The organism is Streptomyces sp. NBC_00669, assembly GCF_036226785.1.
Taxonomy (GTDB): domain Bacteria; phylum Actinomycetota; class Actinomycetes; order Streptomycetales; family Streptomycetaceae; genus Actinacidiphila.
This window is the reverse complement of sequence record NZ_CP109018.1, coordinates 8,609,249-8,622,832: the sequence shown is the minus strand read 5'-3', so window position 1 is coordinate 8,622,832 and position 13,584 is coordinate 8,609,249. Positions and strand designations below refer to the sequence as shown.

The window sequence follows — 13,584 nt, the reverse complement described above, 5'->3', positions numbered from 1 at the left end:
GGGCGGCAGCGGGTGCCGACCACCCGTCAGACCGCCCGCAGCCGCAGCCTGAGGGTGCGGGCCTCCGGGCGCAGCGCGAACTCCGGCGCCACGTCGGGACCGCAGGCCCGCGAGCCGAGACCGTGCTGGGCGGCGTCCACGATCAGGTGGCTCGCCGTGCCGGCGGGCAGCTCGAAGGGGTGCCCGGCGCGGGCGATCTGCTGCGGGGTGTGCCGGCTCAGGGAGAAGCCGGGCCGGCGTCCGCGCGTGTCGGGCAGCGCGGTGACGACCAGCACGCCGGTGCCGCCGCTGGTCAGCGTCAACTCCCGCAGGGCCGAGCGGTGTCCGCTCTCCTGGGGGCGCGCGTACGGCACCCCCCACTCCGCGACACCCGCGGCGAACCGGCCGGTGCGGGCGGCACGCATGCTGTCCGGGTAGGACTCCAGCGGGCCGGTGCCGAACCACTCGACGCCGTCCACCGGGCGCTCCCCGTCGGGCAGTTCGAGGTGGATGCCGATCCGCGGCCAGACCGTGGACCAGCCGCGCGACGGCGTCGCCTCCACCCGCAGTTCGAGCGCGTCACCGTCCAGCGACCAGACGGACTCGACCGTCACCCACCGCCCCGAGTTCGCCGCCGAGACCCGGTCGACCGTGCGCAGCGCGCCGTCGGCGCACTCCACGGACATCCGCCGCGTGGTCAGCCGGTCGAGGCCGTCGCGGCGCCACAGCGCGGCGTGGGAGGCCCCGGCGACGTTCGCGTCGGCGTCCGGGTCGACCTCGGCGCCCTCGTCGTTGTCGGTCGGCGCCCGGAACAGCTCCAGCCGCGGGCCCGTGACGGGCCGGCCGGCCAGGCGCACCAGGGAGCCGCCGGCGAACTCGGCGACACCGAGCGCCAGGGTGCCTTCGGCGGGCCGCCAGTCGCCGCGGGCCCGCGCGGCGGGCACGGGTCGGGGTGCGGAGCGGTCCAGTTGGGCGCTCGCCACCACATGGCCCGCATCGGCCCAGGCGGTCGCGGACGCAAGTACCGCGTCGACGGTGAACCAGGTCTCGGCGTCCGCCGCGACGGGTATCGGCGGCAGCGGCAGCACGGCCGTGCCGCCCGCCGCCACCACCGGCGCCTCCAGCACGCCTTCGGCCACCACCACCCCGTCGTGCTCGACCCGCCAGCAAAGGCGCAGGTCGGAACTGTCGGCCGAGTGGCGCTGGTTGGCGATCTCCACCACGCCGTCGGCGAAGGTGAACCGCACCGGCTGCACGACGGCCTTGAACTCGTGCAGGCTCGGCGTCGGCACGTCGTCGCTGAGCAGCATGCCGTCCATCACGAAGTTGCCGTCGTGCACGACCTCGCCGAAGTCGCCGCCGTAGGCGAAGAAGGGCGTGCCGTCGGGGGCAGTGGCGGCGATGCCGTGGTCACGCCACTCCCACACGAAGCCGCCGTGCAGCCGCGGGTGGGTGCGGGTCAGTTCCTCGTACGCGTCGAGCCCGCCGGGTCCGTTGCCCATCGCGTGGGCGTACTCGCACAGCACGAACGGCTTGGTGCGCTGCCGGGCGCCCTGCGCGGGGGTGCAGCCGAGCAGGGGTGCGCGCGAGCCGTCGGTGCCGATCTGCTCGCTCTCGCGCACCGAGGCGTACATCCGCGAGTAGACGTCGGTGTAGTCGCCGGTGTAGTCGCCCTCGTAGTGGACCGGCCTGCTGCTGTCGCGGGCGTGCACCCATGCGGACATGGCGGCGAGGTTGTCGCCGCTGCCCGCTTCGTTGCCGAGGGACCACATGACGATGCTGGGGTGGTTCTTGTCGCGCTCGACGGTGCGCTCGACGCGGTCGAGGTACGCCTCGCGCCAGGCCGGGTCGTCACTCGGGTTTCCGGTCCAGCCCACCGCGTCGAAGCCGTGGGTCTCCAGGTCGCATTCGAGCACCACCCAGAAGCCGAGTTCGTCGGCGAGGTCGAGCAGCCGGGGGTGCGGCGGGTAGTGGCTGGTGCGGATCGCGTTCACGTTGAACCGCTTCATCCGGGCCAGGTCGGCGCGGGCGTGCTCCTCGTCGAAGACCCGGCCGCGCTCGGGGTGGGCCTCGTGGCGGTTCATGCCGTGGAAGACCACCCGGCGGCCGTTGACGAGGAAGCGGTCGCCGCGGATCTCGACCGTGCGGAAGCCCAGCCGCACGGTGACCGTCTCGGCGGCGCTGGTCACCGTCGCCTCGTACAGCCGCGGTTGCTCGGCCGTCCAGGGCTGCACCGCGCCCGCGTCCAGCGGCGCGACGTCGGCCGGGGTGGCCCAGACCTCCTCGATGCCGAGTTCGGGCACCCGCAGGGTGACCGGGAAGGCCGCCGGGTCCGCGGTGATCTCGGGGTCGATGCCGCCCCGGCCGGCCGCGAAGCCGGTCCGCAGCCAGACGTCCTCGATGCCGCCGGCCGGGCGGGCGTGCAGGGTGACGTCGCGGAAGATGCCCGGCAGCCACCACTGGTCCTGGTCCTCGACGTAGCTGGCCGCCGACCACTGGTGCACCCGCACCGCCACGACGTTGTCGCCCGGCCGCACGGCCGCGGTCACGTCGAACTCGTGGGCCAGCCGGCTGCCGCTCGCGGCGCCGACCTCCTCGCCGTTCACCCAGACCCGGAACAGCGACTCGACCCCGTCGAACCGCAGCACCACCCGCTCGGCGCCGGCCCACTCGGCCGGCACCGTGAAGCGGCGGCGGTAGTCGCCGGTCGGGTTCTCGTCCGGCACGTGGGGCGGGTCGATCGGGAACGGGAACTGCACGTTGGTGTAGTGCGGCCGCCCGTAGGCACCGTCGCCCTGGAGCACCCAGTGGGAGGGCACCGGGATGGTGTCCCAGCCGCCGTCGTCGAAGGCGCCGGCCGCGAAGTCCGCCGCGACCCGCGCGGTCGGCGACAGCCGGAACCGCCACGGCCCGTTCAGGCTCAGGGCCGGGGCGTCGGAGTGCAGCCAGGAGCGCGCGGGGCGCAGGGCACCGTGCCCCGGCGCGGGGTCGGCCACGTACGCGGTGTCTTCGGGGGCGGTGCGAGAGGAGGACACGGGGGTCACGACTCTTTCTCGTAAAGGGCTGTGCGGGGGGCTCCTTGCCGCTGCTTATCGCAGGACGACCGTGCGGATCTCCCAGCCGCTCAGGGTCAGGTCGAGGGCGCCGTCGGCCGGCTGGGCGGACAGCGGCCGGCCGAGCAGGTCGACGGTGGCCGCCTCGGTGAACGCGCCCGTCACGCGGGCCCGGGCCCCGGTGTCGCTCATGGCGGTCAGCCGGACCTCGGTGCCGGTCCCGCCGTCCGCGGCGGCGACCCGGCGGACCGCCGAGACGAGCACGTCGGGGCCGTCGACCCGGATGCCCTCGGTGTCCGGGGGCAGGGCGCCGCCCGCGGGGGCGGTGCCGCGGGCCACCAGCACGTCGTTGCGGAAGAGTTCGGCCGCGCCGACCGCGCCGGCCGCCTGCCAGCCGCCGGCCGAGGGCAGCACCGCGAGCCGGTGCGCGATCCGCAGCCCGAGGTCCTGCGCGCCCGGCGCGGGGATCTCGCTCGCCGCGGGCTCGTCGCGGTAGGGGTGGATGTTGACGCTGATCGAGCCGACCGCCCGCAGCAGGGTGACGGCGAGTTCCGTGCCGTCGCCGACGACCTCGTACTCCGCGGAGTGGTCGACCAGCACGGTGACCGGGCCGGCGGTGACGAACTGGCCGGCCGGGTAGGTCGGCAGCGGGTGCTCGCCCCAGCCGCCCTCGGCGGTGAGCCCGCGCGGGGTGACGGCGAACTGCCCGGCGGACGCGGAGCCGGTGACGGGCTCGGGCAGGGGTGCGTGGAAGCGCAGCCGGTGGTCGGCGGAGCGGTTGAGGAAGGACAGCGAGATCCGTACGAACGGCTCGCCGGCCCGCAGCTCCACCACGGTCTCGACCGGGGTCGCCACGGTCTGCGCGCTGCGCACGTCGCGGTCCTCGGTGAGGGCGGCGGGCCAGTGGTAGACCCGGGTGATCCTGGTGCGCGCCCGCAGCGGGCCGTCCTCCAGGACCTCCACGGCGACCTCGGCGGGCTCCTCGACCAGCACGTCGCCGGCCGGGGGCCCGTAGTTGTAGCTGTCGCCGCGGTCACCGCCGTCGACCAGCCGGCCCAGGCCGCGCAGCACGGTGCCGTCGGCGCCGGTGACGTCCACCGTGCCGTCGGCGCGGACCTCGACGTCGACCAGGCCGTTCGCCAGGGCGCGGCCGGCGGCGGTGGCCGGGGTGAAGCCGGAGCCGGGGGCGTACTCGGGGGCCTGCTCGGCGGGAGTGACGCGCACGCTCGCCAGGCCCGAGGCGGGCACGTGCACCGGCACCAGGGCGGTGGCGCGGGCCTCCTCCAGGGTCAGCACCTGCCACTCCCCCGGGTGCGCGGCCGCGGCCTCGGCGACCTGGCGGCGCAGGATCAGCAGGTCGAACGGGCCGGACGTCGGCACCTCGGCGAGGTGGAAGACAAGCCTGCCGGGGGTGAGTTCGTAGCTGTCGATCTGCCGGCCGAACAGCTCGCGGCGGTGGATACGGCGCAGCACCCGCTCGACCTGGGAGGCGTCCATCACCTCGTCGCTGAGCACGGTCGGCGCCTGGGAGATCAGCTGCACGGGGTGCAGCGAGCCGTCGGCGGCGGTCGCGGCCAATGCGCCGCCCTCGGCGGGCGCCGCCACGTCCACCTCGATGTGGGCGGTACGGGCGAACGGCAGCGTGTTGCCGACCAGGTGGGCGTCGCTGGGCACCGCGGCCGCGGGCTCGGCCAGGGCCGCGTCCCGTACCGCGCGTGCGGCCTGCGCCGCCTCGGCGAGCCGGGCGTCGACCTGGTCGCAGGTCTCGTCGGTGCCGGAGCCGACGACCGAGTCGTGCGCCGTGGACTCGATGATCTTGTGCCAGGCCAGCTCCAGGAACGGCGCGTCGTCGCGCCCGGACCACAGGGCGCCGGCCCGTTCGGCGTGGTCGACGGTGCGCTCGGCGGCGGCCATCCGCTGCTTGAGGCCGAGCCGGACCGAGAGCACGCCCGGCAGGATGTTGCCGCGCACATGGCTGCGCAGCTCGCCGGTGACGACGGCGGTCGGCTCGTCGCGGACATGGCCGCGGAGGTACTCGTCGAGCGTGGCCAGGGTGATCGGGCGCTCGTCGCTGGAGGCGCGCCGCAGCCACTCGGTGAGCCGCGGGTCGGGCGCGCTGTGGTCGGTGCCCGCCATCGCGAGCAGCGGGTCGCCGCCCCAGCGGCCGGCGGTCATCTCGGCGTAGTCGGCGAGCGCGCGGCGGATGTCCTCGGGCACCAGCAGCACGTCGAGGCCGTTGTCGTAGCCGTCGAAGAGGAACTCGGTCCTGACCTCGGAGCCGTCGGGGGCCTGCCAGCGGAAGGCGTGGCCGTCGACGGTCCCGGGCACGCCCCGCCACAGCGCGGCGTGCGCGAACCCGGCGCGGGCCAGGATCTGCGGCATCTGCGCCACGTGGCCGAACATGTCCGGCAGGTACCCGATCGGCATGGCGCCGCCGAGCCGCTCCGCCGCGGCCCAGCCCATCCGCAGGTTGCGCACGATGGTCTCGCCCGAGCAGAGGAACTCGTCGAGCAGGATCAGCCACGGGCCGACGGCGAGCCGGCCCTCGGCGACGAGGGCGGCGAGGCGGTCGCGGTTCTCCGGCCGCATCTCCAGGTAGTCCTCGACCGCAGCCATCTGCCCGTCGACGGTGAACCGGAACTCCGGGTGCGCGTCGGCGGTGTCCAGCACGGTGTCGAGTGCGGTCACCAGGCGGTGCCGGAAGACCTGGAAGGGCTCGTACCACTCCCGGTCCCAGTGGAAGTGCGGGACGAAGACGGCGGATTGGGGCATGGGTCGGCGACCTTCTGTGGGCGGGCCCGGGCGAGGCGGGCGGACACGGGAGGGTGGTGGTGCCCGCGGGCGGGCGCGGTGGGCGAACGATGGTGCTGCGGTTGCGGTGCCGCGGTGCCGCGGCAGGGGTGGTGCTACGGCGGTGCTGCGTGAGGCAGTGCTGGGTGAGGCGGTGCTGCGTGAGGCGGTGCTGCGTGAGGTGGTGCTGCGGGCGGGCCGGTCGGGATCGGTGAACCGGCCCGCCCGCAGGTCATTTCAGCGATCCGGCGGCGAGCCCGGTGCGCCAGAACCGCTGGAGCAGGATGAAGACGATGATCACGGGCACGATCGAGACCAGCGAGCCGGTGATCACCGACTCCTGGAGCAGGGGCGCCCGGGCGGTCTGCCCGTTCCACTCGAACAGGCCGAGCGTGACCGGGAAGAGCGACTCCTTCTGGAGCATCACCATCGGCAGGAAGAAGTTGTTCCAGATGGCGACGAACTGGAAGAGGAAGATCGTCACCAGCGAGGGCGCCATCAGCCGAGAGGCCACCGAGAAGAAGGTGCGGAACTCGCCCGCGCCGTCCAGCCGGGCCGACTCCAGCAACTCCTCCGGCACCGCCGCGGAGGCGAAGATCCGGGCCAGGTAGACGCCGAAGGGGCTGACGATGCTCGGCAGGAACACCGCCCAGTAGGTGTTGACCATCCCCGTCGAGGAGAAGAGCAGGAACAGCGGCAGGGCGAGCGCGGTGGTGGGCACCAGGACCCCGCCGAGCACGACGGAGAAGAGGAACTCCTTGCCGCGGAACTGGAACTTCGCGAGCGCGTAGCCGCACAGCGCGGAGATCAGGGTGCCGACGCCCGCGCCGACCACCGCGTAGATCACGCTGTTGAGCGCCCACTTCAGGAAGATGCCGTCGCTGCGGCTGAACAGCGTGTGCAGGTTGCTGAAGAGGTTGAAGTGCGAGAACGCCAGGCCGTTGGTGGAGGCGAGGTCGCCCTGGGGCTTGGTGGCCGCGACGATCAGGAAGTAGACCGGCAGCAGGAAGTAGATGGTCAGCAGGAGCATCAGCGCCATGACCGCCGTGCGGCTGGCGAGGCTCTCTCGGGAGGCGGCGGACCGGCGGCCCTGGTGAAGATTGCTCACAGTCCGGCCTTCTTCGAGGTCAGTCGCATGAACCCGAAGCTCAACACGAAGGTGATGACGGCGATGACCACGGAGATCGCCGCTGCCTGCTGGTAGTTGTTCCCGGAGGCCACCGCGTAGGCGAGCATGTTCGGGGTGAACGTGCTGGAGATGTTCGAGGAGATCTGCCGCAGCACGGCCGGCTCCGCGTAGAGCTGGAGCGTGCCGATGATCGAGAACACCGTGGTCAGCACGATCGAGGGCGCGATGATCGGGACCTTGATCCGCCAGGCGATGGTCCAGTTGTTCGCACCGTCGAGCTTCGCGGCCTCGTAGGTCTCCTGCGGGATGGCCTGGAGCGCGGAGAACATGATCAGCATGTTGTAGCCGGTCCACAGCCAGGTGGAGACGTTCGCCGTGGACCACAGCACCGCGCCCGGCCCGAGGAAGTCCGGGTGCAGCCCGAGGTGGCCGAGCAGGTCGACCACCGGGCTGAGCTGCGGCGAGTACAGGTACGACCACATGATCGCGGCGATCACGCCGGGCACGGCGTAGGGCATGAACGCCGAGATCCGGAAGAACGCCTTGACCTTCAGCAGCGGGGTGTCCAGCAGCAGCGCCATGATCAGCGCGACGAACAGCATGACCGGCACCTGCACGATGCCGAAGAGCCCTATGCGCCCGATGCTGGACCAGAACTCGGTGTTGTGCAGCACCTGCGCGTACTGGTGGAAGCCGCCGAAGGTGGTGTACGACGTGCCGTACTGGCCGCCGGTCCGGCGCACCACCCGGAAGCTCTGCCAGAGGGCGTAGCCCACCGGCACCAGGTAGAAGAGCACGAACGGGAGGAAGAACGGCGTCAGGAAGGCGGCGATGGTGCCCGCCCGCGGGCCGCCGCCGGAGCGACGGCGGCGGCGGGGGGCATCGGGCGCCGCTACCACGCGCCGTGCGCGGGTTTCGGTGTCAGTCATGCTGGGGTCACTTGCCGGACTCGGCCGGGATGGCCAGGTCCTTCATCGAGCTGAGCGCCTTGGCCTGGGCGGTGGACAGCGCACCGCTGAGGGTGCCCTTGCCGGCGGCGGCCTTGGCCATCGCGTCCTGCAGGCTCAGGTTCACGGTCTTCTGCGTCGGGCCCCACGAGAAGTCGGTGTCGATGTTCTTGGACGACTCGGCGAAGACGTCGAAGATCTTCTCGTTGTTGTAGTAGGGCACGCCCTGGGACAGCGACGGCATCTTCAGGCCGGCGGTGGCCGCCGGGTAGAGGCCGCCGAGCTTGTTCTCCAGCGCCAGCGCCTGCGGGTCGGTGTTGAGCCAGGTGTTGAACTTCACCGACTCGTACAGGTGCGTGCTGCCCTTCATGAACGCGACGGTGGAGCCGCCCCAGTCGCCGGACGAGGCGTTGGTGCCCCACGTCGGCATCGGGACGATCGACCACTTGCCGGCCTGCTTGGGCAGGTTGTCGCGGAACATGCTGTAGCCCCAGGCGGCGCCGACGTAGCTGGCGATCTGGTCCTTCTGGTAGGCCGCGTACATCTGGGTCGAGCCGTTGGCGAGGTCGGTGCGGACCTCCTTGGCGTCGATCAGCTTCTGCCAGTAGTCGGCGACCTGCTTGCTCTTCGCCGAGTCGACGCTGACCTGCCACTTGTTGTCGCTGTAGGAGTACATCTTGGCGCTGTTCTGCCACAGCAGGCCGTTGAACCACTCGGCGTTGTTGGGGTCGAAGAACGTCATGCTGATGTTCTTGTCGGCGGCGTGCAGCTTCTGCGCGTCGGCCGCGTACTCGTCCCAGGTGGTGGGGACCGGCAGGTGGTACTTGGTGAACAGGTCGGAGCGCACGTAGAGCGCCATCGGGCCGGTGTCCTGCGGGAGGGCGAAGACGCCGGTGCCCCCGAAGCTGGTCTGCGACCAGGTCCACGGCACGAACTTCGACTTGTCGGCGGTGGCGGTGCCGCACTTGGAGGCGTCGACGAAGGCGTTCTGGGTGCGCAGGTTCGGCAGCTCGTCATAGCCGACCTGGGCGAGGTCGGGGGCGTTGCCCGCCTTCAGGGAGTTGCTGATCGTGCCGTACTGGTCGTTCGAGATGTCCTTCGTCTGGACCTGGATGTCCGGGTTCTGCTTGTTCCACAGAGCGACGACCTTGTCCATGCCCGGAACGGTGTTCCAGTACTGGAGGGTGACCTTGCCCTTCGCGGGTGCGCAGGCCGAGGCGGCCGACGAGCCGCCCGAGTGGCTGGACGACGAGCAGCCGGCGAGCGCGGCGATGCTTGCCACCGCGGTGACGGCGGCGGCGGCAAGGCGGACGCGCGAGGCGGTGTTTCTCATGGTTTCCTTCCAGGGTGTCCAGCTCCAGTGCTGGACAGGTCGACGTTGACACCTCAAGGCAGGCTTGCCTTCTGGTTGGAATGCTCAGGTCGGCGGGGCCGGGGCGGCGGCTTCGCCGAGCGATCGGACGGGCTGTTCCGTGAACGTTCCCGGGAGCGTTCACGGGACTGGTGAATTGCCGGAAGTCTGCGCTTCGTTCATGTCGAATGTCAAGACATACGGGTCAATCCCAAGTCGTTCAGGTTACGCGGAGCCGCTCAGCCGCAGCTCGGCCCGGACCACCAGGTCCTCGGGCGGCAGCGGATCTGCGCCGGTCAGACGCCTTCTGACCTGCTCGACGGCGAGCGCTCCCAGCCGGCGCGTGTCGAGCGCCACGCTGGACAGCGGGGGCTCCATCAGCGCGCCGAACTGCAACCCGTCGAAGCCGATCACGGCCAGTTCGCCCGGCACGTCGAGGCCGAGCCGGCGCGCCTCGCGCAGCGCCCCGACGGCGACGATGTCGTTGAACGTGAAGACCGCGGTGATCTCCGGATGGGCGGCGAGCAGGTCCCGCAGGCCCGCCCCGCCACCGTCGGCCGACTGGGCGGCGCCGGCCACCCGGCCCGGGTCGACGCCGTGCGCCAGCGCGGCAGCGGTGAACCAGGCGCGGCGCAGGCTCGGTTCGGCGCGGCCGATGTGGTCGAGCATGCCGATCCGGGTGTGGCCCTGGGCGACCAGGTGCGCGATCGCGGCGTGCACGCCTTCCTCGCCGTCGATCCGGATGCAGCTGAACCGCTCGGTCGGGCGGTCGCGGTCGATCAGCACCATGGGCATGCCGCGGGTGTACCGGTCGAGCTCGTCCTCGGTGCAGCTGAAGTAGCCGACCACCCCGTCCACCTGCGAGCCGATCACCTGGAGGGTGCCGATCTCCTCCTCGCGGCGGTCGGCGGTGTCGTATACGACCACGTGCCAGCCGCAGGCGCGGGCGGCCTCCAGTGCGGAGGCGGCGACCTCGGTGAAGAACGGGTTGCGCAGGTCCGGGATGACCAGCCCGATCGTGGTGGTGTCCTGCCGGACCAGGCCCCGGGCGAACCGGCTCGGCCGGTAGCCGAGCTCGCGGGCGGCGTCGAGCACCCGCTGCTTGGTGGAGCGGTCGATCTCGTCCTTGCCGTTCAGCGCGCGTGACACCGTCTGCCGGGAGACCCCTGCTGATCGGGCCACGTCATGGATCGTGACCCTCCGCGCCGGCTCCTGCCCCGACGACGACACCATCGCGCACCTCCGCTGCTCACGGGCCCGACGGGCCCGCACACCGAGTATGCCCTGCCGAGTTCCCGCCGGAGGCCGATCAGGTGCCCCGCGGGGGCCGGGCGGCCGGGCCCGGCGCACCCCGTCCTCGGCCGGCCGCGAAGTCCCCCGCGCCCCCGTAGGGCGCCCTCCTGCCGGGCAGGGCGCCGTCTCACGGGGTGCGACGTGAGCCTTGACACAGTGGGCGCCCATGGTGCTATCTGTTGCTGAACGTTTGATCGTGTGCGCTCAAACCCGGTCAACACGGGGATCTTTGAGCGTTTGTGGTGCGATCGGGCGTCGTACGGCGACGGGTGGCCGAGTGTGCTCGGGCTGGTCCGCCGGCCCTTCTCCGGGACGGGGAGAAGAGCGCGGTGTGCCGCGTCACACGCCCCCGCAGCCTTCTCCGTACCCGGACCCTGCCCGACCCATGGCGCCGGCCGCTCCCAGGCCGACGGCCCGGGGTCGCGCGGACAGGGCCCGGGCCATCACCCACCCCTCTCGCGCTGTCAGGGCGCTGCGACGGAGGAAGTCCCCCATGAGGAAACCGATCAGAGGCGCGCTGGCCGCGTTCGCCGGAGCGCTGCTGCTCGCCGCCGGCACCACCGCGGCCGGCGGACCGGCCGCACAGGCCGCGAGCCCGGGCTCGGCCCCGGCCACCGCTCCCGCCGCGGGCGGCACCGCGGCGGCGAAACCCGTACTCGGCTGGAGCAGTTGGAGCTTCGTACGGAAGAACCCGACCGCGAGCACCATCGAGGCACAGGCCAGGGCGCTCAAGGACACCGGCCTGGCGAAGGACGGCTACGTCTACGTCAACGTGGACGACTTCTGGCAGCAGTGCCCGGGCAGCCAGGGCCCCGACGTCGACGCGTACGGCCGCTGGGTCACCGACCCGGCGAAGTTCCCGCCGCGCGGCGACGAGAACGGCATCCAGGTCGTCGCCGACTACGTCCACTCGCTCGGCCTGAAGTTCGGGCTCTACGTCACCCCGGGCATCTCGAAGCAGGCCGTCGCGCGGAACACCGCGATCGAGGGCACCGGCTACCACGCGGACGACATCGCCACCACCGCCGCCGAGAACAACTACAACTGCGGCGGCATGGTCGGCATCGACTACACCAAGCCGGGCGCGCAGGCGTTCACCGACTCCTGGGCCGACCAGTTCGCCGGGTGGGGCATCGACTACCTGAAGATCGACGGGGTCGGCACCCCGGACATCGCGGACGTCCGCGCCTGGTCGCAGGCGCTGAAGCAGACCGGGCGGCCCATCCACCTGGAGCTGTCCAACAGCCTGGACATCACCAACACGGCCGCCTGGCAGCAGTTGTCGGACGGCTGGCGGACCGGCGGCGACATCGAGTGCTACTGCGGCCCGAACGGCAGCAGCTACCCGCTGACCACCTGGCCCTCGCTCGCCTCCCGCTTCGACCAGGTCGCGGACTGGGCACCGTACGGCGGCCCCGGCGGCTACAACGACTACGACTCGCTGGAGATCGGCAACGGCGCGAACGACGGGCTGACCCCGGACGAGCGGCGTACCCAGATGAGCCTGTGGTCGCTGGCCGCCTCACCGCTGATGCTCGGCAGCGACCTGACCCACCTCGACCCGACCGACCTGGCCATGCTGAAGAACACCGACGTCCTCGCGGTCGACCAGGACGGCATCGACGCGCGGCGGATCTCGGACGGCGCCGACAGCCAGGTCTTCGCCAAGAACGAGCCGAACGGCGACGCGATCGTCGGCCTGTTCAACACCGGCTCCACACCGCGCGAGGTCGCCACCACCGCGAAGGCGCTCGGGCTGCCCGGCGCCCGCGACTACGCCCTCACCGACCTGTGGGGCCACCGCACCACCGAGTCGGCCGGCCGGATCGCGGCGGACGTGCCGCCGCACGGCGTGGAGCTGTTCCGGGTCCACCCGACCCGGCACGTCCCGGGGTCCGCCGCCCCGTCGGTGACGCTCGCGCTCGACTGGGCGCCGGCCGCGAGCGACAGCACCACCCGTACGGTCACCGCGGCCCTGTCCGACAACGGCTCGCACCCCGTCACGGACGCCGCGCTGGAGCTGACCGGGCCGGACGGCGCGACGATCACCACGCACTCGCCCACCAAGGCCCGTGTCCTGGGCGCCGGGCACGCGCTGCGGGCCACGTACACCGTCACGCTCAAGCCGTCGGACGAGCTGTTCGCGGCGAGCGCGTTCCAGGCGACGGCCTCCTACCGCGACCGTTCCGGCACCGCGCACCCGGCGGTCGGGGACACCGTGACCGTCAACCACCCGGTGGCGGCGCCCTACCGGACCTTCGCCTCCACCACCGCGTCCTTCAGCCAGTCCGGCAGCCGGCTCGGCATCAGCGCCCAGGGCGCCGACCTGTACAACGGCACCAACGAGTACGGCACGATCTACCTGCCGGGCGCCGAGCACGACGGCTCCACGACCACCGTGAAGATCGACGCCCAGGCGGACACCGACGTGTGGGCCAAGGCCGGGATCATGGTGCGCAACGACATCACGCAGTCCGACACCTCACCGGGCTACGTGGCGCTGGTCGCCACCCCGGGCAACGGCTACCTGCTCGACTGGGACTCCGACGGCGACGGCAAGCTCGACTCCCAGGACTCGGTGGGCACCGCGGTCTACCCCTCGTGGCTGAAGCTCGTCCGCGACGGCACCACCTACAGCGGCTACTACTCCACCGACGGCAGCACCTGGCACCTGGTCGGCACCATCAGCGTGCCGACCGCCGCCGCGACCCAGGACGTCGGCCTGACCGCGACCTCGCACGCCGCGGGCACGACGGGCGAGGTCGACTTCGACGACTTCACCACCACGCCCTGACCCGCCCCTGACCCTCCGGGTCCCTCTCCAGGTCTCCATCCGGCGGCCGGCAGCCTCCGCCCAGGCTGCCGGCCGCCGGCCGTCTGCGACCCCCGCGCCGCCACCCCCGACGATCACCGATATCGATCTTTGCGCGCGTACAACATTTGCCATTTGACAACCATGTCTTGCGAGAACACCCTGGCGTGGTGCGGCGCGCACCGCCGTTCGGCTCGGCGCGCGCTCGTACAGGCGTGGCATCTTTCGGT

At 72.2% G+C, this 13,584-nt stretch carries 7 protein-coding genes; 1 reads left to right on the top strand and 6 read right to left on the bottom strand.

Features of this window, described 5'->3' with window-relative positions; genetic code table 11:
* Positions 1-26: 26 nt before the first annotated feature.
* From OG896_RS36355 to OG896_RS36330, 6 genes are all read right to left on the bottom strand, one after another.
* Positions 27-2,975, bottom strand: coding sequence for a glycoside hydrolase family 2 TIM barrel-domain containing protein (locus OG896_RS36355; RefSeq protein ID WP_443057281.1), 2,949 nt, complete (start codon positions 2,973-2,975; stop codon positions 27-29).
* A gap of 93 nt (positions 2,976-3,068) precedes the next feature.
* Complete coding sequence (locus tag OG896_RS36350; RefSeq protein ID WP_329372248.1) at positions 3,069-5,804, bottom strand: alpha-mannosidase; 2,736 nt, start codon at positions 5,802-5,804, stop codon at positions 3,069-3,071.
* A gap of 250 nt (positions 5,805-6,054) precedes the next feature.
* Complete coding sequence (locus OG896_RS36345; RefSeq protein WP_328473780.1) at positions 6,055-6,861, bottom strand: carbohydrate ABC transporter permease; 807 nt, start codon at positions 6,859-6,861, stop codon at positions 6,055-6,057.
* A 65-nt stretch (positions 6,862-6,926) separates the two neighbouring features.
* Positions 6,927-7,880 (bottom strand): carbohydrate ABC transporter permease, encoded by a 954-nt coding sequence (locus tag OG896_RS36340; protein WP_329372246.1) that lies wholly within the window; start codon positions 7,878-7,880, stop codon positions 6,927-6,929.
* A 7-nt stretch (positions 7,881-7,887) separates the two neighbouring features.
* Positions 7,888-9,231, bottom strand: coding sequence for an ABC transporter substrate-binding protein (locus tag OG896_RS36335; RefSeq protein ID WP_329372244.1), 1,344 nt, complete (start codon positions 9,229-9,231; stop codon positions 7,888-7,890).
* A gap of 243 nt (positions 9,232-9,474) precedes the next feature.
* A complete protein-coding gene (locus OG896_RS36330) occupies positions 9,475-10,482 on the bottom strand; it encodes a LacI family DNA-binding transcriptional regulator (protein WP_329372242.1) in 1,008 nt (335 codons plus the stop codon).
* Between the two features lie 553 nt (positions 10,483-11,035).
* On the opposite strand from OG896_RS36330, the gene OG896_RS36325 reads away from it, so the two are divergent.
* Entirely contained in the window at positions 11,036-13,336 is a 2,301-nt protein-coding gene (locus tag OG896_RS36325; RefSeq protein WP_329372240.1) for an NEW3 domain-containing protein, read from the top strand.
* The last annotated feature ends 248 nt before the right edge of the window (positions 13,337-13,584 follow it).